The organism is Bradyrhizobium sp. Leo114 (genome assembly GCF_055229415.2).
In genome coordinates, this window is the sequence record NZ_JBUYEN020000013.1 from 138427 (window position 1) to 162223 (window position 23797).

19 protein-coding genes are annotated in these 23797 nt (G+C 62.5%); 12 read left to right on the forward strand and 7 right to left on the reverse strand.

Translation table 11 applies throughout. The annotated features are described in order from the left end of the window. Positions 1-15 precede the first annotated feature (15 nt). The 4 genes from ACZIRK_RS18050 to ACZIRK_RS18065 all read right to left on the reverse strand — a co-directional run bounded on the left by ACZIRK_RS18050 (position 16) and on the right by ACZIRK_RS18065 (position 4656). Positions 16-300 (reverse strand): hypothetical protein, encoded by a 285-nt coding sequence (locus ACZIRK_RS18050; protein ID WP_130226462.1) that lies wholly within the window; start codon positions 298-300, stop codon positions 16-18. Positions 301-585: 285 nt separating this feature from the next. Then, positions 586-846 (reverse strand): GlsB/YeaQ/YmgE family stress response membrane protein, encoded by a 261-nt coding sequence (locus ACZIRK_RS18055; RefSeq protein WP_028168090.1) that lies wholly within the window; start codon positions 844-846, stop codon positions 586-588. Between the two features lie 164 nt (positions 847-1010). Then, positions 1011-2969 (reverse strand): TonB-dependent receptor, encoded by a 1959-nt coding sequence (locus tag ACZIRK_RS18060; RefSeq protein ID WP_463327845.1) that lies wholly within the window; start codon positions 2967-2969, stop codon positions 1011-1013. A 700-nt stretch (positions 2970-3669) separates the two neighbouring features. Continuing rightward, a complete protein-coding gene (locus ACZIRK_RS18065) occupies positions 3670-4656 on the reverse strand; it encodes an MBL fold metallo-hydrolase (protein WP_130226440.1) in 987 nt (328 codons plus the stop codon). A 521-nt stretch (positions 4657-5177) separates the two neighbouring features. On the opposite strand from ACZIRK_RS18065, the gene ACZIRK_RS18070 reads away from it, so the two are divergent. The 3 genes from ACZIRK_RS18070 (at position 5178) to ACZIRK_RS18080 (ending at position 7899) form a co-directional block, all read left to right on the forward strand. Beyond that, complete coding sequence (locus ACZIRK_RS18070; protein WP_130226439.1) at positions 5178-6773, forward strand: hypothetical protein; 1596 nt, start codon at positions 5178-5180, stop codon at positions 6771-6773. Positions 6774-6819: 46 nt separating this feature from the next. Then, positions 6820-7401 (forward strand): tetratricopeptide repeat protein, encoded by a 582-nt coding sequence (locus ACZIRK_RS18075; RefSeq protein WP_456642423.1) that lies wholly within the window; start codon positions 6820-6822, stop codon positions 7399-7401. Positions 7402-7482: 81 nt separating this feature from the next. Beyond that, complete coding sequence (locus tag ACZIRK_RS18080) at positions 7483-7899, forward strand: ester cyclase (protein ID WP_456642424.1); 417 nt, start codon at positions 7483-7485, stop codon at positions 7897-7899. Positions 7900-8105: 206 nt separating this feature from the next. Here ACZIRK_RS18080 and ACZIRK_RS18085 read toward each other — a convergent pair whose 3' ends face one another. Both ACZIRK_RS18085 and ACZIRK_RS18090 read right to left on the reverse strand, forming a co-directional pair. Continuing rightward, positions 8106-9071, reverse strand: coding sequence for an amidohydrolase family protein (locus ACZIRK_RS18085; protein WP_463327846.1), 966 nt, complete (start codon positions 9069-9071; stop codon positions 8106-8108). A 252-nt stretch (positions 9072-9323) separates the two neighbouring features. Further along, on the reverse strand, positions 9324-10154 hold the full coding sequence (locus tag ACZIRK_RS18090; RefSeq protein WP_463327847.1) for a tetratricopeptide repeat protein: 831 nt from the start codon (positions 10152-10154) through the stop codon (positions 9324-9326). Between the two features lie 224 nt (positions 10155-10378). On the opposite strand from ACZIRK_RS18090, the gene ACZIRK_RS18095 reads away from it, so the two are divergent. The 7 genes from ACZIRK_RS18095 (at position 10379) to ACZIRK_RS18125 (ending at position 19495) form a co-directional block, all read left to right on the forward strand. Next, positions 10379-13906 carry an autotransporter domain-containing protein gene (locus tag ACZIRK_RS18095; protein ID WP_463327848.1) on the forward strand — a complete coding sequence of 1176 codons (3528 nt, stop codon included), beginning with the start codon at positions 10379-10381 and terminating at the stop codon, positions 13904-13906. 348 nt (positions 13907-14254) lie between these two features. Beyond that, positions 14255-15478: an extensin-like domain-containing protein gene (locus ACZIRK_RS18100; RefSeq protein ID WP_463327849.1), complete on the forward strand. Its 1224-nt coding sequence runs from the start codon at positions 14255-14257 to the stop codon at positions 15476-15478. A gap of 248 nt (positions 15479-15726) precedes the next feature. Then, the gene (locus ACZIRK_RS18105) at positions 15727-16548 is read left to right on the forward strand and encodes an ABC transporter permease (protein ID WP_463327850.1); all 822 of its coding nucleotides are present in this window, start codon (positions 15727-15729) and stop codon (positions 16546-16548) included. Further along, on the forward strand, positions 16545-17351 hold the full coding sequence (locus tag ACZIRK_RS18110; protein WP_463327851.1) for an ABC transporter permease: 807 nt from the start codon (positions 16545-16547) through the stop codon (positions 17349-17351). The genes ACZIRK_RS18105 and ACZIRK_RS18110 overlap by 4 nt, the downstream gene beginning before the upstream one ends. After that, positions 17348-18106, forward strand: coding sequence for an ABC transporter ATP-binding protein (locus ACZIRK_RS18115; RefSeq protein WP_463327852.1), 759 nt, complete (start codon positions 17348-17350; stop codon positions 18104-18106). The genes ACZIRK_RS18110 and ACZIRK_RS18115 overlap by 4 nt, the downstream gene beginning before the upstream one ends. Further along, the gene (locus ACZIRK_RS18120; RefSeq protein WP_463327853.1) at positions 18103-18435 is read left to right on the forward strand and encodes a hypothetical protein; all 333 of its coding nucleotides are present in this window, start codon (positions 18103-18105) and stop codon (positions 18433-18435) included. The genes ACZIRK_RS18115 and ACZIRK_RS18120 overlap by 4 nt, the downstream gene beginning before the upstream one ends. Before the next feature lie 4 nt (positions 18436-18439). Beyond that, complete coding sequence (locus ACZIRK_RS18125; protein WP_463327854.1) at positions 18440-19495, forward strand: ABC transporter substrate-binding protein; 1056 nt, start codon at positions 18440-18442, stop codon at positions 19493-19495. 288 nt (positions 19496-19783) lie between these two features. Here the strand turns inward: ACZIRK_RS18125 and ACZIRK_RS18130 are convergent, their stop codons facing one another. Next, positions 19784-20425 carry a TetR/AcrR family transcriptional regulator gene (locus tag ACZIRK_RS18130; protein ID WP_028167516.1) on the reverse strand — a complete coding sequence of 214 codons (642 nt, stop codon included), beginning with the start codon at positions 20423-20425 and terminating at the stop codon, positions 19784-19786. 185 nt (positions 20426-20610) lie between these two features. On the opposite strand from ACZIRK_RS18130, the gene ACZIRK_RS18135 reads away from it, so the two are divergent. Together ACZIRK_RS18135 and ACZIRK_RS18140 are read left to right on the forward strand one after the other, a co-directional pair. Beyond that, the gene (locus ACZIRK_RS18135) at positions 20611-21909 is read left to right on the forward strand and encodes an HlyD family secretion protein (RefSeq protein ID WP_130227679.1); all 1299 of its coding nucleotides are present in this window, start codon (positions 20611-20613) and stop codon (positions 21907-21909) included. Between the two features lie 42 nt (positions 21910-21951). Continuing rightward, positions 21952-23538 carry a DHA2 family efflux MFS transporter permease subunit gene (locus ACZIRK_RS18140; protein WP_463327855.1) on the forward strand — a complete coding sequence of 529 codons (1587 nt, stop codon included), beginning with the start codon at positions 21952-21954 and terminating at the stop codon, positions 23536-23538. Positions 23539-23797 lie beyond the last annotated feature (259 nt).

Consider the following 23797-nt stretch of genomic DNA (forward strand, 5'->3'; position numbering starts at 1 on the left):
CGTTGGCCTCAGCTTTCAGGCGGATCGGTTTTTGATGGCTCCGACGACGGCCGTGAGGATCGCACCACCTGCGCCGCCACCGACTAGCTGGGCAATGACTGACCCAATGTCGAAATTCCCGCTCTGGATCGATGTGGCGATCGCCGGCCATACGAGCGTGATGATCTGACCCAGAACACCGCCGCCGACGAGGCCGGCGATCGTGTTGCCCAGCGTGCCCAAATCGAAGTTCGGGGACGCCTTTCCCACCGCGTTTCCGCCGATCGCACCCGCGACCAGATTGATAAGAATCTGCTCCACGAAATCCTCCCTTAAGTGCTGCGCAGAACGATTTTTAGTTGTTCAGATGCAGAGCTAGAGCGCTTTCGAGCGAAGTGGATGGCCGTTCGCGTGAAGGAAACGCGTCAAAAGACGAATCCAGAGCTCGGTTCAGATTCAACCAGAACCGATGCCCTAGAGCATGATCCGGAAAAGTGGAGACCGGTTTTCCCGCGCGACAAACGCGAAGCGTTTGCGCGGAGATCATGCTCAAATAAAGAGCTAGAGCGGGATGACGATTCGAAGAAAGTCATCACGCTCTCACGTCTAAACGGTGCGGCCCCTGATTGCCCGCCACAGGAAGATGATAATGCAGGCGCCGATGAATCCGGCGATCAGATAGCCGATCCATCCGCCGAGCGCGATGCCAAACAGGCCGAGCAGCCAGTTTGCCAACGCGGCGCCAACGATACCAAGGATGATGTTCATCAGAATGCCGGTGCCGGACTTCATGAACATCTCGGCGAACCAACCGGCCAAGCCACCAATTATGATTGCTGCAATCCAGCCAATCTCTGCTTCGGGCATCTGGATACTCCCCGTGATTGTGGGCCGATATTATCACAACGCCCCGCCGATTCGCTGGTACAAACGGTGTGCGTTGCACAGGAGTCATGCGCATTCCTGCCGACCGCTATGCGGCGCGGCCGGCCGGGATTAAGGCTGTGAACACGATGCGACCGGCAGCGAAGCTAAAACCTCGCCCGCGCCAGCACGCGGAACGTGCGACCCTGGCCCGGCGAGATGTTGTTGTTGCCGTCGGCGGTCGCCCAGTAGCCCGTGTTGAAGATGTTCTCGACATTGAGCTGGGCGCTCCACGTCTCGTCGATCTTGGCGAACAGGCCCGCATCAAAACGCCAGAAGCCCGGCAGCCGCACGGTATCGTCAGACGAGGCAAATGAATCCGAGAAGTAGATGATGCCGAGAGAAGCGGCCCATCGCTGATCGATCTGATACTTGTTCCACCAGGCGAACTGATTGAAGGGCACGAGCTGTACGCGATTGCCGGGCACGATCGTTGGCGAGGTCGCGCTGGTGACGCGCGCGTCGGTATAGGCGTAGCCGAAAACTGTTTGCCAATCGGGCGTTATGTAACCCGTGACCGCAGTTTCGAACCCGCGGATCTGGTTGGCGCCGTTGGCGAAGAAGAACCCGGGGTTGTTGGGATCGGCAATCGGCACATTCGTACGATTGAGTTCATACAGGGCCGCCGTGAACAGCAGCTTGGGCTGGATGTTCCATTTGACCCCGACCTCGGTGTTCTCGAATTTCTGCGGCTGCAAGATTAGCGTCCCCGGGCTCAGCGCGCTGAACTGATCTCCGGACGCAGGCAAGAAAGAGGTGCTGTAGGCGGTATAGACGGAAAGGTTGTCGATCGGCTTCACGATAACTGCAACGCGCGGAGAGACCTTCTCATCGACCCTGCTGCGGTTGATGTTGGTATTGAAATCGAACGCTGACAGGTCAAAGCTGTCGTAGCGTGCGCCGAGGAAGAATTGCAGCCAACGGGTCGCCTCGATCTGGTCCTGCACATAGCCTGAAGCGATATTCAGCCGGTATTTGCTGTTGGCGTCGCTCGGAAGATGGGTGAACAGCACCGGTCCGAAATAGGTCGGGTTGAATGGATTGACGACATCGAAAGCCCTGTTCCCGTTGTTCGGGAAGATGCCGGAGTCGCGCCTGGACAGGCCGGTCTCTCGACCGAATTCGGTGCCGAACGCGACGGTATGAAAGACCGGTCCCGTCGTCGTCTTGTAGATGAAGTCGGTTTGGTTGAAGACGTTCTCGCGGGGGGTGTCGTTCTGGTACGCGTTGAGCGACACCTGCGTAAGATCCGGCGTCACCGCGCCGCCGCCTGGACCGCCGCCGGTGCCACCGGGATAGACGTTGCGATAGCCACGGTTGTAGTCGGCGTAGAGCGTGGAGTTCTTTGCCGTCAGTCCGTTGCCGAAATCATGCTCGATCACGGCAATGCCGGTCTGCACGTCGACCCTTGCCTGGTTGTAGATTGGGCTGCCGTAGAACGTCGTCAAATCGCCATTGGGCGCGAACGGTACCGTCGGGTTGAAGCGCGTGGCACCGCCTGGAATACCGAGCGACGGGTTACCGCGATCCGCAAGGCGCTCATCGTGGTAGTATTCGTAGCTCAGCTTGATCTTGGTGTCGTCGGTCGGCTTCAGCGTCACGGTCGGATTGAAACCATATCGCTCGAAGTGACCATAGTCGCGGAACGTATCGCTGTTCTCGTAGAAGGTGTTCAGCCGTACGGCGACGTTCTCGTTCACGGCCTGTCCCGCGTCGAGCGACACGCGCCTGTCGTTGTAGGAGCCGGTCTGCGCCGCCGCCTGGTAAATTCTCGTGCCATCCGCCTCCTTCAGCGTCCGGTTCACGAGACCGCCGCCGGCGCCGCGTCCGAAGGTCAGTGCGCTCGGCCCTTTCAGCACCTCGACGCTCTGGGCGTTGTAGAGGTCGCGGAAATACTGCACATCGTCGCGGAAGCCATTGACATAAAAGTTCGCGCTGGAGTCCACACCGCGAATGACAAGCTCGTCGCGGTTGCCCTCGCCCTGGTGGATGGCCACGCCGGGAACGTAGCGCGTCACATCGGTCAGGGTCTGAAATCCTTGGTCCTGGATGAACTCCTTGGTCACGACGCTGACGGACTACGGGATGTCGATCAAAGGCGTGTTCGTCTTCGTGGCGACCGACGTGCTGTTGGCATAGACGCCGACCGTGCCGGTGCGAGCGTCCTGGCTCGGGCCGAAACTGGCCGCCGGGGGCGGGCTCGCGGCCGGCGCGGTTTCGTTCCGGCGTGCAGCTTGGGTCCGCCGCGTCCGTCCTGCGCTCGTGGAACTGCGCGCGGCCGGCGACGCAGGACGTCGCCGCGTCTCTGGCGGGTCGACTGTAACTGCAGGCAGCGAGGATGCTCCCCCTTGGCTCGGTGCTGTCTGTGCCTGTGCGTCCGCTGCGCCGATGGACAGACAGAACGCGACATAGCTGGCCGAGGCGAATAGCCGAAGCCTCGCCTGCGATACTCTGATCATGTTTCTCTACGCCCCAATAATCTTGTTGGCCGCGAGCTTCATGGCGCGCGGCGACCAACACTTAAACACGAGGCGAACGGTGCAATTCCACCTCCGAAATTTTGAATCGTTCGAAGTTGCTTTGGCGAGGAGTGCGAAAAGAAATAAGAACTATTCTAAGATAACAACCGAGCGCTGCGCGTCACAGTTTGTGCGCCTGAAATCGCCTTCTGGTCCAAACCATCCGCATCGAGGAGGCGCCGAGCTTGAGCTCGTTGCACCTCAAAGCGAGCCGAGCGTGCTAGCAACGCTCCTGCGCTGAGGGGTATCAGACGCCCTCGTAGACCAGCCGGGTGAACAGGGCCGGCGTGATCAGGAACTGGCCCCATTTCGCGTCGAACTGCTCGGTTGGCTTGGCTGCGATAGTCTCATCGAGCGCGCGGCCCGAATGCTTGAGCGTTGCGACCTTCTCTCTGATGGCGACGAGCATGTCACGATAGGCGATCAGCTCGTCCTTGTTGCTCACGGCGCTGGCACGGTTGGGCAGGTTGTGGCCGGCGATGACGATGGTGTTGCTTCCGGCGGCGGCTATGTTCTGCTCGGCCGCCTTGATCATCCCGTCGATATTGCCGCCGGTCGAATAGTCGATGAACGGATAGATGCCGTTCCAATAGGTGTCCCCACAATGCAGGATGTCAGCCTCGGCGAAGCTGACCGAGATGTCGCTGTCCGTATGCGCCGGGCCATAGTGCTTCAGATTGAGCGTGGAGCGGTTGATGCTGATGCGCTTTTCCGAAGAGAACACCTCGGTCGGCACCGCGGCCAAGGGCGGAGAAGGAAACGTGTAGTCCCAATCCTCCACCCTCTGAGTGGACAGCAGATGTTTGTGTGTGTTCTCGTGAGCCAGGATGGCGGCCCCTTCCTCGTTGAGCCACTGATTGCCGTCGGTGTGGTCGAAGTGCCAGTGGGTGTTGATCAGGTGCTTGATCGGATCGCGGCTTAGGCTGTTGACAGCCTCCAGGATGCGCGGTCGCGTCGCGGTAATGCCGGCATCGACGAACAGCTTGCCGTCCTCGCCGGTGAGAACGGCGATATTGCCGCCGGAGCCTTCGATGACCGTCACATTGCCGCGCAGCTTGTGGACCTCGATGGGCATCGTCGCGGCTGCGTCACGGATCGTATCGACGATGTTGCGCGCCTCCGCGAAGGCTTCGGCGGGCCTCAACCAACCACGACTGGTGGCGAAGCCGGCGGCGACGGCACAGCATACGCAGAAGCCGCGCCGTGAGAGGATCTGCGAGGTGAGCGGGGACATGCTAACTCCTTCGGTTGAACTCGATGGATGTCTTGAAGCTCATCTTCGTCGCCCGATCGTGAGCCACTCGCAGGCAGACGGTCGTGCTACAGGCCCAGCTCGCTCAGACCGGCAGCCAGGATCATCAAGCTTACTCCGAAAGTGAACGCTGCGATTTTCTGAATGCACGACATCAGAGACTGTGCTCGTTAGACGCGCCCGCCCGCTTCGCCTTTTGAGCCCCAATGGACGTTTCGGCTATCAGTTCGGCCGAATAGGCCGCGCCCGGCACGACATGCAACCTCTTTTGGCTGGGCGCGAGATCGTGTACCCTCCTTTCCTAGAGCTGCCTTTCGAGACGGGATTTGCCGACGTCTCCGTTAGAGCCGAATGGGCAGCGAAAGATGCTGTCGGCAGGCATCGCACGCTCCTAAAACCGACAATCCTTTTATGCCGGTCTCTCACTGAGCATTTGCACTGCGCACGACCGCGCGGCGGTGATTGCGCTGAAACTGCCATTTCGACCCAAAGGAGAGAGCGCCATGAGACCGAATTTGGGAACGTTCGTCACAGCGCTGTTGGCAAGCACCTTCGCCACCGCGGCCTGGGCGCAAGGACTTGGCCGCGTGCACTTCGAGACCTCGTGTACGCCGCAGGCGCAAGAGAAATTCGATCGCGGCCTGGCGATGGTGCATTCATTCTTTTATCCGGACAGCATCCAGGTTTTCACCGAAGCGGCGACCGCCGATACGCAATGTGCCATTGCGTACTGGGGCATCGCCATAAGCAGCCGTCCCAACCCATTGATCCTGCCGCTCACCGCCGCCGCTTTGAAGAATGGATGGGAGGCGGTGGAGAAGGGCAAGGCGATCGGTGCCAAGACCGAGCGCGAGCGCGACTGGCTCAACGCGATCGAGGTTTACTACAAGGACTTTGACAAAGTCGATCAAACCAAGCGCGGGCTTGCCTACGAAAAGGCGATGGAAGCGCTGATGCAGAAATATCCGGATGATCCGGAGGCGGCCGTTTTTTATGCGCTCGCCCTCAACGAGACGGCCCTGCACAGCGACAAGACCTTTGCCAATCAGCTCAAGGCCGGCACGATCCTCGAAAAGGTCGAGGCGAAGCTGCCGGAGCATCCGGGCGTGCTGCACTACCTGATCCACACCTACGATTATCCGACGCTTGCGCAGCGCGGTCTTGATGCCGCCAACAGATATGCCGAGGTCGCCCCCGCGTCTCAGCATGCCCAGCACATGCCTTCGCACACCTATTCCATGCTCGGGATGTGGACGCAATCGGTCGCATCGAACACGAAATCGCTCGCGCTCGCCGAAGCGCAAGCCGCCAAGCTCTGGCCTGGGGCGGCACATCCAGGTCAGCCGCACCATCTGGATTTCATGGAGTACGCCCTGCTGCAGATGGGACAGGAGGGACCAGCGAAGCAGCTACGCGACGAGAGTAATGCGATAAAGAAGCTCGGGTTTGACTATCTCGCCAGCTATACCGCTCTTGCGGCGGTGCCGGCGCGCTTTGCGTTGGAACGTCAGGCATGGACGGAAGCGGCAGTGCTCGAGCCGAGAGGCAGCCAATTTCCACAGGCCGAGGCCATCACCTATTTTGCCCGCGCCATGGGATCGGCCCGCAGCGGCGACCTCGCCGCAGCCGAGCGCGATGTCGCCAAACTTAAGGAGCTTCACGCTGCGTTGGACAACGCAAGCCAGTCTTATTGGGCGAACCAAGTCGAAATCCAGATGTTGGCGGCGTCGGCCTGGATTGCGCAATCCAAGGGGGAGAGGGAGACGTCGGTGAAGCTGATGCGAACGGCGGCGGACCTGGAGGATGACAGCGAGAAGCACATCGCGATGGAGAACCGACTGTATCCGATGCGGGAATTGTTGGGCGACCTGCTGCTTCAACAGCAGCAACCGGGAGCAGCGCTGACGGAGTACGAGACGTCGCTGGTGTCGGCGCCCAATCGGCTGCGCGGCTTGTACGGTGCAGCCACCGCGGCGAAGGCCATAAATCAGCCGGAGAAAGCCGCGCGGTATTACCGCAAGCTTGCCGAGATGACGAAAGACGCGGACACGGATCGGCTGGAGATCAGCGAGGCCAAGGCATCGTTGATGCAGCAGTGAATGGGACGGTTGCCGCGCACAGATGTGCGGCAACCGGCTAACCGGCATGATGACCATGATGCGATCAATCCTAATCGCCGCCGTGATGGGCGTGATGACCGCAGTGGCGGCGGCGTACATCCTGACCGCATCCGGTCGCCACGATCAGGTCGCGGCCGTCCGCGGAGACGCGGTCCGTTCCGACGCGGCGATTGCAGTCGACGCCTGGCCGATCTGCTCGACGATGGGATCGATGGTGGAGACCGCGGATTGGGCGGTGCTCGATCCGGATTTCGCGGCGGGGAAACGAGCGATCGTCGCGGGCGAATGGGATGAAGCAATCAAGGCGCTTACATCCGCTGCGCTCCGTGATGACCGCAATGCCGACATTCAGAACTACCTTGGTTACGCCTATCGGCGCCTGCGGCAGTTCGATCCGGCAATCCGGCATTATCAGCAGGCTCTGGCGTTAAATCCCCGGCACCGCAGCGCACATGAACATTTGGGTGAAGCCTACCTGACCCAAGGCGATGCTGCCAAAGCCAAGGAGCATCTCGCGGCTCTGGAACGAATCTGCCTGATACAATGCAACGAATATGACGATTTAAAGCGCATCATTGCAACGTACGACAAAGTCGCGAAACGCTGATCGACTTCGATTCGTTCGCGGCCAGCAACGGCCGAAGTGCCAAACAAGAGACATCCATCCAAGCACACAGGGGAAGCAGTCATGGTGTCCATCACGGCAATTGCCAAGGATTTCTTTGCCGCTTGCGAAACTGGAAAGGGTTGGGAGATCTGCAAGATCTACTGTGCTCCAGATGCGACTTTCGCCGCTCAGGCCGAACCGCTTGCCGGTATCAAGACTCTTGCGGAATATACTGACTGGATGAAGGGGGTAATGACCACCTTGCCGGACGGCAGCTATCAGGTGAAATCCTTCGCCACCGACACCGAACGGAACAACGTCGCAGCCTATGCCGTCTTTTCGGGCACCCATACCGGTCCCGGTGGTCCATGTGAGCCGACCGGCAAAAAGACGAATTCGGACTACGTCTACGTGATGCAATTTACTGGCGACAAGATCAGCCATATGACGAAGATATGGCATTCAGGCTTGGCGCTGAAGGAACTGGGCTGGGTTTGAGCGCCCCGTTCGTGTGATCGCGCCGCTGCACTGAGCACGCAACAGGTCTGGTTCGGCTCAGCAGGCTTCCCGGATTAGCCGGTCAAAAACTTCGCCGCGGCGCTGGGGCGCAGGAACAAGCGGCCGCGCGAGGGGGCGGCGAGCGACATGATCGCGCGGTCTGTCATCTCCGGCCTGCCGCGCATGCTTCGCAGGCTCGCTTCGCGCTAACGTTGTCGCTCCACCCGCGCCCTTAAGGCTGGATACAATCGTCCGGCATTGCCGAAACAAAGACTCTGCAAATCATCTGCGTCGAACTGTGGATATCCGGCTATGTCATCGAGCGCCGGCGCAAAGCTGGACCGCGGCATCAGAGGAAAATCAAGGCCAATTAACAATTGAGAGACCGGAACGAGCTTTAGAATCGCTGATAATTGAGCCTCGGACGTAGCGCCCGTTAAGTCATAGTAGAATGAGGCAAGACCGTCGTTCACATCCTGTGGGGAAAGTTCAAGCAGTCCGGGTCCTACTCCAAACGTGTGTTCAAGTACCTGAATCCTTGATGCGAGAAATGGAATTGTGCCGCCGCCGTGTGTCGCAATGATTTTGACGTCTGAGAAGCGTTTCTTGGTGCCGGTAACGACCAAGTTCGTGACCATGCGCGTGGTATCAAACACAAATTCAAGCACGCTAGGGTTCAAGCCATTCAGCACCGGCTGTGACGCCTTCGTGAACGTGGGGTGCGCAAACAGGGTTGCGCCCCGCCGATCCAACTCTGCGAACCAAGGATCAAATAGCCGGTCGCCGAGATACACGTCATTGATGCTCGTTGACGTCGCGACACCGTCCATTTTCAGTGCATCTAGCGCATACTCAATCTCGGCCAACGCTGCTTCAGCATCCAAGCCGGGTATGGTGGCGAGCGCTCCGAATCTGCTTGGATGTCGCGAGACAATGTCTGCCAAGGTTTCGTTTATTCGTCTCGAGATATCACGCCCATCTTTGCCCGTTGCGTAGTTGGCCGCATCCGGGACTGAGAGAATGCAAGCGGCTATGCCGTGTTCCTGCATAAAAGATAGCGCGTATTCGACCGACCACTGAGGCATCTTTTCTGGCGAGCCGACGGGTAATTTTTTGCCAATGGGCAGAATGGGATGCGAATGAACGTCGATGATGTTTCGTAAGCTGCTCACCGAAAAACTGCCTCATCGCTGATTGCGGCTATCTGGACGAGATATCGCCCCAACGCTGCCGTCACATCGTAAAGCGTCTCGGCATATCCGCAGTTGTCGCCGAGCTCCCGATTGTATTGCTTTTTGCACAAATGCTGTTGCTGAAGTATTTCATTTGCTCGGACCAATCGTTTCATCGGTCATACGCCGCAAGCAAGCGATGGTGCGATTGGTGAGTTCTGACGCGCAGAACCGGATTTGTCCGTACAGGCGCTAGCCGGTCAAGAATTTCGCCGCGGCGCTGGGGCGCAGGAAGAAGCGGCCGTGCGAGGAAGCGGCGAGCGACATGATCGCCCGACCGGTCATGTCCGGCCTGCCGCGTGCGGCTTCGCGCAGGCTTGTCTCGCCGGCGGCGCGCTCACCCATCTCCATCAGGCAGATGCCTAGATTGGCGCGCGTTGGCGCATCATCCGGGCGCAGCGCGAGCGCGCGGTGGAAGACATCGACGGCCGCGGCGTAGTCACCGTCCAGCACCATCACGCGCGCGAGTTCAGCCAGCACGTCGGGGCGCGCAGGCGCGGCAGCTGCCGACTGCTGCAGCAACGCGCGCGCCTCGGCACGCTTGTTGCGGCCGATGTAAAGGGTTGCCAAACGAAGTTGCAGCTCGACGATTCCAGGCGCGAGCGCAAGACCCTGTTCGAGCGCGGCGATCGCCTCGTCGATCTTTCCGCCCGATGCGAGCTGGCCGGCATATTCAAGGAAAGCCGGCGGGAAGGCAGGCCGTCGCGTGATCGCTTTGCGCAGGAGAGCAAGCGCGTCGTCGCGCCGGCCGGTGGCCGCAAACGCCGCCGCAAGCAGGGTCTCGGCTGCGGGGTCGTCGCCGCGACGCGAGGCCTTCTGCAGCGGAGTGATCGCCTCATCGAAGCGGTTCTGCAGCATCAGCGCGCGGCCAAGCAGCGCCGCGGCCGCCACGTTGCCGCGGTTCGCCTTGAACACCGCTGCCGCCAATCTCTCGGCCTCGTCGGGCCGCTGCATCTGCAGCGCCAACGCGGCGCGCTGCAACGTCTGGTCGGCGACGCCGGGTCGTTCAGGCTTTGAAGACAAGTCAGATCTTCGCTCGTTGTAATTATATCACAAGTGCCCACGCATGTCTTACACGCAAATGCGTTGTTATCAAACTGTTACATGCGGACTCCAGATTGCCGCGCACTGCAGGTTTCAGGGGACTGGTGGTGAAAGTTGAATTGTTGAGCCATGCGAGCAAGCTCGCATTGGTTGTTGCTGCGTCGTCTATCGCGTTTGGTTCTGCCTTAGCTGCAAGCTTCAGTGTGCCACCGGACGATCCGGCGACTGCGAAGACGGTCTCGAATAACGATACCGGTTTTGTCGCGGATGGAAGCACGCTCTCGGTCATCGGGACGGCGATCACATGGACCACCGGGCTTGCTTCGCCCGGCGTGGTCATCACCAACGACGGCACGATTTCCGCGACGTCCCGCGGCATCGATACCTCCAACAGCGCGATCAGTGGCAACTTCACGCTGATCAACAACAAGGATGCGCTGTTCACATCGTCCAACGATGCGTTCCGGATCCAGAGCGGTCTGACCAGCGGAACGGTCAAGGTCGACAATTTCGGGACCATCCAGTCGACGAACAACGGTCGCGTGTTCGACTTCAACTCGGTCACCTCGAATACGGCGGTGTTCTCGATCACGAACGAAGCCGGCGGCACGCTCAAAGCGCTCGGCAATGACGTGATGCGGATCGGTGCGGGCACCACCACCATCACCAATTCCGGATTGATCGACGGCTCCGCCCGCGCGATTCGCGCGAATACCAACCTCGACAACGTCGCCTCGCTCGCGATCGTCAACAATGCCGGTGCTACCATCCAGTCGGTTGACGATGCAATCCAGATCAACGGCTCCGGCAGCACCAATTCGAGCACGAGGGCATCGTTCTCGATCGACAACGCCGGCATCATCAAGTCGGCGACCGGCCAGGCGCTCGACTTCGACAACCTGACCTCGAGCGCTGCGACGGTCACCATCACCAACCGTGCCAGCGGCCTTATCACTTCCGATAATGCCGACGCGATGCGGCCGGGCCAGAACTTCACGGTCTATAATTACGGCCAGATCGTCGCCAATTCGGCGCCAGAGCCGACGGACCGTCCCGGCGCCGACGGCATCGACCTGCAGCTCGGGCATAGCGGCACCGTCTACAACTACGCGGGCGGCCTGATCTCGGGCGCCAAGAGTGGCACCGCTGGCGACGTCGGCAGTAACATCACAGTCTACAACGAGGCCGGAGCCACCATCATCGGCCGCGACGGCTCGGGCGTCGGGTCCGGCGGCAATGCTGTCGTCACCAACTACGGTACCATCACGGGCGCGATCGATACCACGTCGGCGCGCGGCGACGGCGACGGCATCGATGTCGACTTCGCGCTCACGTTGACGAACTACGGCACCATCCAGGGCACGGGCGCGAAAGGCGCGGATGATGGCCTCCGCTTCAACAACAGCGAAGGCCTTGCGATCGGCGGCGGCACGATTCGCAACTATGGCACCATTTCGGGGGCCGCTGCGGGTATCGTCGTCAACAATGATTCCAATCCCGGTGGTTCGCGCAGCGGATCGGCCGCACTTGATCTGATCAACTATGCCGGCGGCATAATTGTCGGCAACAACAGCTATGCAATCCGTTCCGAGAACAAGACCGGTACCGCCGCCGACAAGGACACCATCGTCAACTACGGCACCATCATCGGCAATAGCACGATCCCGGACCCGAACGGAACGACGCTGCTGCAGAACGGCAATCCCGATCCCGGTTCGGTCGGCACGCTCAATGGCGTGACCTATACCGGCACCGGCTCGACCCGCTTCATTCGCGGCGACGGCGCGGCGATCCAGACCGGCGAGGGCGATGACGTTCTCTCCAACTACGGCGTGATCATCGGCAATTCCGGCCGTGCCATCAGCATGGAAGGCGGCAACGACACGCTCAATCTGTATGGCGGTTCCAGCATCGTCGGCCGGATCGACGGCGGCGTTGGCACCAACACCATCAACCTGTTCGGCCCGGGCTCGGGCACGCTGTCGAACGTCATCAACTTCCAGGCGTTGAACGTGCAGGGCGGCAGGTGGACCATCACCGACGCACAGACCTATCAGAACGGCACCGGCGTGTTCGCCGGCGCCACCTTGCTCGTGAACGGCGCGCTGGCCAGCGACGTGACGGTCAATAATGGTGGTACGCTCGGCGGCATCGGCAGTGTCGGAAACACCGCGGTCAGCGGCGGCGTCCTCGCCCCCGGGACCACGACGTCAGGCACGCTCACGGTGCAGGGCAATCTCAGCTTCACGGCGGCCTCGACCTATCTGGTGCAGGTCGACGGCACAGGCGCCAGTCGAACCAACGTCACCGGCACCGCAACGCCGGGCGGCGCGGCTGTGAACGTGTCCTTGCTCGGTGCGTCCCTGCAGAAGCACTACACCATCCTGAACGCGAGCGGCGGCGTCAGCGGCACCTTTGCTTCATCAGTCACAACGAACCTGCCTTCGGTCAGCGGCGGCCTGAACTATGACGCCAACAACGTCTATCTGGACCTGGCGCTCGACTTTGCGCCCAACTCCGGCCTCAACATCAATCAGGCCAGGCTGGCGAACGTGCTGACCGGCTTCTTCAACGCCGGCGGCAGCATCCCCGTCGCTTTCGGCGGCCTGACGCCGGCTGGGTTGACGCAGGCCTCGGGCGAGACGTCGACCGGCTCGCAGCAGACCACCTTCAACGCGATGAACATGTTCATGGGGATCATGACAGATCCCACCATCGCCGGACGTGGCGACAAGGTATCTCCATCGCCCGGCGCTGCGCAGTTCGCCGATGATGATTCCGAGAGCGCCAACGCCTATGCGCCGGCGCGGAAGCCGCGATCGCGCGCCGAACGCGATGCCTATACCGCCGTGTATCGGAAGGCGCCGCCGCCGGTGCAGGCCCTGCAACGCTGGAGTGTCTGGGCGTCCGGCTTCGGCGGCTCGCAGACGACCGACGGAAACGCCGCGCTTGGATCGAACAACACGTCCAGCCGCATCTACGGCGCGGCTGTCGGCGCCGACTACCGGATCGCGCCGAACACGCTTGTAGGCTTCACGCTCGCCGGCGGTGGCACCAATTTCTCGGTCGCCAATTCGCTCGGCAGCGGTCGCTCCGACCTGTTTCAGGCTGGCGTCTTCGCGCGCCACGATGTCGGTGCGGCCTATGTCCTGGGCGCGCTCGCCTATGGCTGGCAGGACATCACGACCGATCGCACCGTGATCGGCGCCGGCCTCGATCGATTGCACGCTGAGTTCAATGTCAATGCCTATTCGGGCCGCGTCGAGGGCGGCTATCGGCTGCTGACGCCGTGGATCGGAGCGGTCACGCCCTATGCCGCCGCACAGTTCACGACGTTCGATCTGCCGGCCTATGCGGAGCAGGTCGTGGCCGGCATGGGCGCGTTCGCGTTGGCCTACAGCGCCAAGACCGTCACGGCGCCGCGCAGCGAATTGGGCGTGCGAACCGACAAGTCCTTCGCGATACCGGATGCGGTCCTCACCTTGCGTGGCCGCCTTGCCTGGGCGCATGATTTCAACACCGATCGCAATGTCGCAGCGACCTTCCAGACGCTGCCCGGCGCGTCCTTTGTCGTAGGCGGCGCGGCGCTGGCGCATGATGCCGCGCTCACCACCGCGTCTGCCGAATTGAACTGGATGAACGGCTGGTCGGCAGCCGCGACCTTCGAGGGCGAGTTCTCCGACGTTACGCGCTCATACGCCGGCAAGGGCGTCGTGCGTTATAGCTGGTAGCAATCAAGCTGGCGCCCGGCGGGAGAGCCGCCGGGCGCAAGTCCAATCCAGGTTTCCAGGGAAAGCCTACAGCAGGCCAAGCACGATCGCGCCGACAAAGGCGAGCGCAACATAGGCGGCGACGACACTCAGCCGGCTGACGAGAAGACTCATAGCCATCGAGAACGCTCCCAGCGTTTGCGCCTGCCCGCATAGAACGCAGAAATTTACCAAACCGTTCCCGGCCGAAAAAGCCAGCGATGCTGTCCGTCCTGCCTGAGGCGTCTCGGGCCGGCGGCCGTATGGTTAAAGATGTGTAAAAACAACGCGTTGAAGAGTCCTTAAATAAATTCGCCGAATCTGCCGCGCATGACGCGTGGAGTTCGTTTGTATCTCGTCGGCTCCGTCGTCCTTGTTTCGCTGGTAGGTTGCGGTCGCGGTTTCTTCCAGGCCGAGCGCGAACCCTGGCGGGCCGAGGCCGAAGTCGCTTGCCTGAAATCCGGAGCGGTGAAGGAAGGGCCGGACCTCGTGCGCATCGACCCGATCTCGGGTCCCGGCGCGTGCGGTGCGCAATTCCCGCTTAAGGTCGCTGCGCTCGGTGAGGGCAGCCAGAGCTTTGGCTTTGCCGACGATCTGCGTCCGCCGGCCGATATTGGCTCGAGCCGGAGCCAGCCGCGCTGGCCGATCGCGCCGCAACCGGCCCCGCGGCCGCAGCAGGCGCCTTATTATTCAAACTCGACGCCAAGCCAGCCGAGCTACGGCGCGCCGTCGAACGGGCCGATCTCGCTGAGCGCTCCCGGCGTCGCGCCGCAGCAGGACGACATCGATTTGCCGGCGGAGGGCTCCCCGGAGCCGCCGGGCGGTCCGGCCTATGGCACACCGCAAGGCTATCCGCCGCGCGATCGCGCTTCCGCACCTTATTCCCCCGGGCCTTATTCGCCGTCGCAAGGCGCCGCCGCGCCGTTGCCGCGGCTCGGGCCGGAGCGCGGCAATCCCGTCACTGCGGTCGGCCCGGTCACGCTGAAGCCGACCGCGACGCTCGCCTGTCCGATCGTCTCCGCGCTCGACCGCTGGCTTGCCGATTCCGTGCAGCCCGCGGCGACGCGCTGGTTCGGCGCGCGCGTGGTCGAGATCAAGCAGATTTCCGCCTATTCCTGCCGCGGCATGAACGGCAATCCGAGTGCGCATATTTCCGAGCACGCCTTCGGCAATGCGCTCGACATCGCCGGCTTCACGCTCGCCGACGGCCGCCGCATCTCGGTGAAGGATGGCTGGCGCGGCCTGCCGGAAGAGCAGGGATTCCTGCGCGACGTCCAGGGCGGGGCCTGCCAGCAGTTCAACACCGTGCTGGCGCCGGGCTCCAACCGCTTCCACTACGATCACATTCACGTTGACCTGATGCGCCGCGCCAGCCGCCGCGTCATCTGCGAGCCCGCCGCCGTCTCCGGCGAGCAGATCGCCGCGCGCGCCAATTCGCGCAACCCCTATGCCTCGCGCGACCCCAATGTCACGGGCTCGCTCGGCGGCAAGAAGTCCTCCTGGTTCAGCCGCAAGGCCAAGGTCAACGAAGAAGATGAATTCACCGACGAATAGCCTTTGCTCGCTTGTGTGAGGGTAGCGCGCTGAGGCAGTGCAGGGATCGCCGAGATCCGATGCTGCGCACATCCTTTGGTTGTTTACCGGGCGTCCGGCTCCCGCCTGGGTGATCTACGCAGGATAGGCGATTGCGCGACATCACAATTTGCGCAACATGAGGCATGGCGTCGCGTGTCTAAGGCGGCACGGACGCGATAAACGACAATAAAGGCCGGCAAAGGCTGCATCATATCAGGGGAGGCGGCATGGAGGTGACGCGCAGTCTGAAGCGGCGATCGCCGTGGCTTGCGCGCAGCGTCAATTCGCTCGCGGGGGCTGCGATGTTCGTTGCCCCGCTACTTGCGCTGGTTGCGATCTGGGCCATCGTCGTTCCGCTGTTCGATATCAATCCGCGGGTCTTCCCCTCTGTTGGCGCGCTCGGCACGGCCGCGATGGATTCGATCCGCGACGGCACGCTGCTTGCCCATGTCGGCGCGAGCCTGCTGCGCGTCGGCCTCGGCACGCTGATCGGCGTCGTCACCGCCGTACCGCTCGGGATCGCGATGGGCGTGAGCCCGACGGTTGCCGCGTTCCTGACGCCGCTGTTCCGCTTCTTCTCCGTGCTCGCCGGCATCGCCTGGATTCCGATCGCCACGCTCTGGTTCGGCTATGGCTTCGGCGCCATCGTCTTCGTGATCTTCAACGCCGTGTTCTTCGTCGTCGCCTACAACACGCTGCTCGGCGTCAAGACCATCCCGCACACGCTGCGCAACGCCGCAAGCTCGCTCGGCGCCGGCCGCTGGGCCTTGCTGACGGAAGTGCTGCTACCGGGCGCGCTGCCGAACATCGTCACCGGCGTCCGCACCGGGCTCGGCTTTGCCTGGCGCGGCCTGATCGCGGCCGAGATGATCGCGACCAATGTCGGGCTCGGCTACATGCTGTTCGTCGCTCGCGATTTCTACCGCACCGAGGTCATCGTGTTCGGCATGATCGTGATCGGCGTGCTGTGGCTCTTGATCGACCGTCTGCTGCTGGTCCCGCTGGAGCGGGCGACCATCGAGCGCTGGGGCATGGTGAGGCGCGCATGAATGTTCTCTTGCAATTCTGGAGCGGCTACGCACGGATGACGCGGCGCTGGCCCGCGCTCGCGGCCATCATCCCCTTCATTCCGGTGGTGGCGCTCTGGAGCGCGGTTGCCGGAGCCGGCATCTTTCCGCGTGCGTTCTTCCCCGGCCCGGTCGATGTCGTGAACTCCTTCGTCACGCTGACCTACAAAGGCATCCTGCCGGATTATCTCGGCGACAGCGTGATCCGCCTGTTCACCGGCGCCGCCGTCGGCATGGCGCTCGGGATTCCCTTGGGCGTATTGATCGGCACCAGCCGCTGGGCGCATCGCATCTGCTGGCCGATCCTGTTGTTCTTCCAAGCGATCGGCGACATCGCCTGGCTGCCGATCCTCCTGATCTGGTTCGGTTTCGGGCTCACGACGATGACCTTCGTCATTGTCTACACCGTGCTGTTCCCGGTCGTGCTCAACACCGTGCTCGGCGTCGAATCGGTGCCGCGCGATCTCGCGCGCGCCGCACGCAGTCTCGGCGCCTCGCCGGCGCGCGTGCTCTGGGAGGTGACGCTGCCCGGCGCGCTGCCCAACATCATCACGGGCCTCCGCAACGGCCTCGGCTATGGCTGGCGCGCGCTGATCGCGGTCGAGATGATCGTCGGCACCAGCGGTATCGGCTTCATGATGTTCGATGCGCGCCGTTCCGGCTCCACCGTCGAGATCCTGCTTGGCATGATCATTCTCGGACTGCTCTGGTACATCGTGGACGCCTGGATCCTCGCGCCGCTCGAGCGCGCGACCGGCCAGCGCTGGGGATTGGTGACATCATGAAGACGCTTTCGCTCAAGAACCTCGCAAAGACCTATTTCGATCCCTATGCCGGCTCGCATGTCAACGCGGTCCACGACGTCTCGATCGACGTCGAGCAGGGAGAGTTCGTCTCCGTCGTTGGCCCGTCCGGTTGCGGCAAGACCACCATCCTCAACATGATCGCCGGCTTCATTCCCTATACCGGCGGCGAGATCCTGCTCGACGGCAAGCCGGTCAAGGGACCGGGCCCGGAGCGCGGCGTCGTGTTCCAGTCGTTTGCGCTGTTTCCCTGGAAGACCGTGCTCGACAATGTCGGCTTCGGCCCGAAGATGCGCGGCGTGCCGAAGTCCGAGCGTGACCGCATCGCGCGCGAATATCTCGCGCTCGCCGGCCTCTCGCATGCGGCGCATCGCTACCCCAATGAATTGTCCGGCGGCATGCAGCAGCGCGTCGGCGTGGTGCGCGCGCTCGCCAACAATCCGGATGTGCTGCTGATGGACGAGCCCTTCGCCAGCGTCGACGCGCAGACGCGCATGACGCTGCAGGAAGAGCTGACGCGAATCTGGCAGGAGCGCAAGCCGACGGTGCTCTTCATCACCCATGACGTGCCGGAGGCGGTGTTCCTTGCCAACCGCGTCGTCGTGCTTTCGAAGGGGCGCGTCCTCGACCAGATCGAGATCGATTTGCCGCGGCCGCGGGTGTGGGATGATCTGGTCAAGGACGACAAGTTCAAACAGCTCTCCGCGCGCGTGCTGCAGATGGTGCGCGCCGCATGAGCCTCGTCGCGCGAGCCTTCCGCTCGACCAAGGGCCGCATCGTGCTCGGCGTCATCGCCGCCTGGGCCGGGTTTCAGCTTTGGCTGACCCTGGCCGCGCCCGGCAAGATTTCGCCGGAGCTCGCCGGCACGTCCGAGAAGGTCAATGTGCAGATCGAGCTGCCATTCACGCCCGAGCGTTTCCACGTGCTCGCATTCCAGCAATATGGACGTGTCTCGGGCACTGATGAGCATTCCATTGAATTGCGTGGCGTCAAACGAACGGACCTCAACGCCGTCGCCCGGCCGTACTGGGTGACGGCGGTGGGGCCGATAAAACCGGGAGGGTAGGAGAATGAAACGACTATTGCTGCTCGCGATGGCGTTCGCGCTGCTCTGCACGCCGTCGGGCGCGCAGACGCTGACCAAGCTGAAGGCCGGCATGGTCACCGGCATCGACCAGATCGGATTGCCGATCGCGCTCGAGCGCGGCTTCTTCGAGAAATACGGCCTCGACGTCACCATCGCGCGGCCCTATGCCACCGGCGTCGATGCCCTCAACGCGCTGCAGGCCGGCGAGAGCGAGATCGTGCAGGTCGGCGTGCCCATGATCGGTGCGGTGCTGCGCGGCATGGATCTCGTCGCGCTCGGCAACTACAGTGGCAACGCCACCAAGGCAGGCTCCGATGCGACCATGGCGATTGTTGCGCGCGAAGGCTCAGGGATCGTCAAGGGCGACCTTGCCAGCCTGAAGGGCAAGAAGATCGCGGCATCCTTCGGCACCATCAACCACCTCTATATCCTCGGCATCCTGGAGAAGGCCGGGCTGAAGCCGGAGGAGGTCACCTTGGTGAACACGCCGCCGCCGGACATGACGGTCGCGCTGCTCGCCAAAGGCATCGATGCCTTCTCCGGCTGGGATCCGTGGCCGATCGTGGCGGGCAAGGATGTGCCGGGTGCAGTCGAGATCATCCGCGGCGGCGACGTCATCTCCTATCTCGGCTTCAACGTCGCCTTGCGTCCATGGGTGCAGGCCAACGGCGACACCATCGAGAAATTCCTGGCTGCGGTCTCCGAGGCCGACCAGTGGATGCGCAAGAACCCGAAGCAGGCCGCACAGGTCGCAACCCGCTGGATCCCTGGCCTCAAGCAGGAAATCGCCGAAGCCGCGATGCAGTTCAACATCCAGCAGGCTGACCGCCGTCTGTCAGCGAACAATTACCGCGCGCTCTTTGGCGCCGAAGACCGTCTGTCGCGGCTCGGCATCATCAAGGCGACGTTCGACGTCAACAAGCATATCGAGCCGAAATACATCCTGAAGGTGATGAAGGATCACCCCGAACTGTTCTCCGACCTGCCGCCAATCCCGGAGGCCGCGGCGATCGGTCCGGGCTACGTCTTCAAGCCGTGAGCACCTCCGATGTCATTCCGGGGCGCGCGTAGCGCGAGCCCGGAATCCATCAGGCCACAGGCGCAAGCGACGAAATGGATTCCGGGCTCGATGCTTTGCATCGCCCCGGAACGACGGCTCTCGGTGATTGCGAACAGGGACGATGGAGAGAGTTGTGATCCCAGTCTATCTCCTCACCCTGAGGAGGCCGCGCAGCGGCCGTCTCGAAGGGCGAGGCCACTAGCGGGGCCTCATGGTTCGAGACGCGCTACGCGCTCCTCACCATGAGGGGCAAAACCGGCGTCGCCGCTACGCCGGCTTCGGCCGATACGCCGCCAGGAACACGCGCGTTGCGCTGTCGACGACGGTGGCGATCTGCTCGGGCGATGGCGAGGGCTTGGCCTGGAAGATGAAAGCCTGGAACAGCGTCGCCTGGCACATCTGCATGAATTGCCAGGCAGCGAGCTCGAAATTGTCGATCGCAAGCTCGCCGTGCGCGGCGCGAGCTTCGAGATAGGTCGCGAAGCGTTTGACGTTGCTCGCGATCACCTGTTCGTAAAATCGGCTGCCGACCTCCGGCATCCGCTCGGCGATCGCCATCACCGTGCGGATCGCCGAGCCGCCGCCCGGCCGGCACAGTAGGGCGATGTAGGCCCGCCCGAATTCGGGCAGGGTGGTATCGACGTCGCGCTGCGGATCGAAATTAAAAGCCGCCTTGCTCTGCTCGATCTTCTCTTCCTCGACGATCGCCTCGAACAGCCGGCACTTGTCGTCGAAGTAGACATAAAGCGTGCCCTTGGAGACCCCGGCGGCGCGGGCGATCTCGCCCATACTGGCGCCGTCGAAACCCAATTCCAGAAACACCTTGCGGGCACCGTCGAGAATCTGTCGCCGCTTGGAGGAGTCCTCCTCGGCAACGATCTGAAGCGGGGATGTCCGGCCTGCAACCATTGGTTTAGTCTCTCGGAGAACATTTCCGTCCGGGCTACTGTCCGGAAGCGATTTTCTCCTTAGGGTTCCTCCAAAGTAATGTAACTTGACCGAACCGTTCGGTCAATGATAGATGTTAAGACACGATGCCGCAGCGGCCGCCGGGCCTCGCTTGCGTCGTGACGGGGTAAATGAGGAGTCCGGCTATGGCCGCGGCGAGAGATCAGGCTGCACGCGTCGTTCGCTCCGAGCCGGAGGTCGAGGGCGAGTCCGTGCGCAACACATCAGCTCAGCCGGCAGAGCAGCTTCGTGGCCCCGCTCCCGAAGAAGCCAAGCGCCGGCCTGCCGAAACGCCGGTCGCGCCAGCACCGGAGCAGCCGGCAGCGCCACCAGCACAGGCCGCCGCCGCGCCAAAACCCGCCAAGCGCAGATTCGTCATGATGGGTGTGCTCGGCCTGCTGGCACTCGCCGCCGTCGGCTACGGCGTCTACTGGTTCGTTGCCGGACGCTTCTACATCTCGACCGACGACGCCTATGTGCGCGCCAACAACTCCATGCTCGGCGCGCGTGTCTCCGGCCATCTGGCGGCGATCCTGCCTGCCGACAACGCGATCGTTCGCGCCGGCGAAGTGATCTTCCGGATCGACGACGGCGACTACCGGATCGCGGTCGACGCGGCGCGCAGCAGGATCGCCACCCAGCAGGCGACCATCGAGCGCATCGGCCGCCAGGTCACCGCGTTGGAAAGCGCAGTCGAGCAGGCGCAGGCACAACTCGCCTCCGCCGAAGCGAACCTGAAGCGCTTCGGCCTCGATTTCGACCGCCAGCAGGCGCTGAGCACCAAGGGCTTTGCCTCGCGCGCCACCTTCGAAGTCTCGGAGGCAAACCGTGACCAGGGCGTTGCCGCGGTGAAGTCGGCGCAGGCCGCCTATGACGCTGCGCGTGACAATGTCGAGGTGACCAAGGCGCAGCAGAACGAGGCCCGCGCCACGCTCGCCGAACTGCAGACCCAGCTCGCCAAGGCCGAGCGCGATCTCGATTTCGCCACGGTGCGCGCGCCGGTCGACGGCACCTTCTCCAACCGTCTCGTCAATGTCGGCGACTTCATCCAGGTCGGCCAGCGGCTCGGCAATGTGGTGCCGCTCGACGATGTCTTCATCGACGCCAATTATAAGGAGACGCAGCTCAAGCGTGTCCGCCCGGGCCAGCCGGTGACGATCTCGGTCGACGCCTACGGCCACCGCAAGTTCAAGGGCGTGGTCGACAGCATTTCACCGGCCGCAGGTTCGGTGTTCACTCTGCTGCCGCCGGACAACGCCACCGGCAATTTCACCAAGATCGTGCAGCGATTGCCGGTCCGCATCCGCGTGCCGAAGAGCGTCGCGCGACAGAACCTGCTGCGCGCAGGCATGTCGGTCTACACCACCGTGGATACAAGCGAGGGTGCACACGACGCCGACAATGATGCCGATCTCGATGCACCGATGATGATTCATCCGCAGTGATAGTTTGAGCCCGGAGAACGCTCCGCGCGCAGGTGAGCAGATATGGCCGACGCCACCACCGCTTCGCCGAACATGATGAATGCCGCGGCCGCCAGCGAGCGCATCGAGCCGAAGCGGGTGGTCGCCTTCATCATCATGGTGTTCGGGATGTTCATGTCGATCCTGGACATCCAGATCGTCTCTGCATCGCTGTCGGACATCCAGGCCGGCCTCTCGGCGAGCTCGAGCGAAGTCTCCTGGGTGCAGACCGCCTATCTGATCGCCGAGGTCATCGCCATTCCGTTGTCCGGCTTCCTGTCGCGCGCGCTCGGCACGCGGCTGCTGTTCGCGATCTCCGCCTTCGGCTTCACCGTATCGAGCTTCCTGTGCGGCTTTGCCACCTCGATCGAGCAGATGATCCTCTGGCGCGCGCTGCAGGGATTCCTGGGCGCCGGCATGATCCCGACGGTGTTCGCTTCGGCTTACACGATCTTTCCGCGCTCGAAGTTCCACATCGTCGCGCCGATCATCGGACTGGTGGCGACGCTGGCGCCGACCGTAGGCCCCACGGTGGGCGGCTACATCACGGACCTGATGTCGTGGCACTGGCTGTTCTTTATCAACATCGTGCCCGGCATCGGCATCACCCTTGGCGTGCTCGCGCTGATCGATTTCGACCAGCCGAATTTCGCGCTGCTCGAGCGCTTCGACTGGTGGGGCCTCTTGTTCATGGCGGGCTTCCTCGGCTCGCTGGAATATGTGCTGGAGGAGGGGCCGCAATATGAGTGGCTGCAGGACACCTCGGTCGCGTTCTTCGCCGCGGTCTGCCTTATCTCCGCGATTGCCTTCTTCTGGCGCGTATTCGCGGTGGAAGAGCCGATCGTCGATCTCAGGACGTTCGGCAACCGCAATTTCGCGATCGGCTGCGTGCTGCAGTTCTGCATCGGCATCGGCCTCTACGGCCTGACCTACATCTATCCGCGCTATCTCGCGGAGGTCCGCGGCTACAGCGCGCTGATGATCGGCGAGACCATGTTCGTCTCCGGCATCACGATGTTCCTGATGGCGCCGGTCGTCGGGAAGCTGATGCAGAAGGTCGACCTGCGCTACATCATCGCCTTCGGCCTCGTCACCTTCGCGCTCGGCTCCTGGCAGATGACCTGGATCACGCGCGATCATGACTTCTACGAACTCTTGGTGCCGCAGATCCTGCGCGGCATCGGCATGATGTGCGCGATGGTGCCGACCAACAACATCGCGCTGGGCACGCTGGCGCCGCATCTGGTCAAGAACGCCTCCGGCCTGTTCAACCTGATGCGGAACCTCGGTGGCGCGGTGGGATTGGCTGTCATCAACCAGGTGCTGAACGACCGCACCGATCTGCACATCTCGCGTCTGCACGATCGGGTGCATTGGGGCAATGCGACGGCGGTCGAGGCGCTCAACATGCTCACCCAGCGCATGCAGGGCATGGGCGATTCCGCGATGATGGCGCTGAAGCAATTGTCGCAGATCGTGCACCGGCAGGCCGCGGTCATGGGTTATGGCGACGCCTTCTTCATGTTGACCGTGTTCTATGTCGGGCTCAGTCTTCTCGTCCTCCTGCTGAACAAGCCGTCGGCGGCCGCACCTGCGGGCGGAGGACATTAGCCGCTCACGGCTTTGTCATCTTGCAAATCGCGCGTGACGCATTTATAAGCAACGCGTTGTCGCTCGAACCGGGGAGGATTGCATGATTTCGGCTTATTCGCAGATCGCGCGCTCCCGTTCGATGTTCGTACTGGGTATTCGGTCGCGCCGTTGACCACCAGTTCTGACCGGGACTGACGTCCCGGTCCTTCAAGCCTCCCAACAACTTATCGATCTTTCAACGACGCCACTGTCGCGCGCTTTTGCGCCGTCGCGCGTC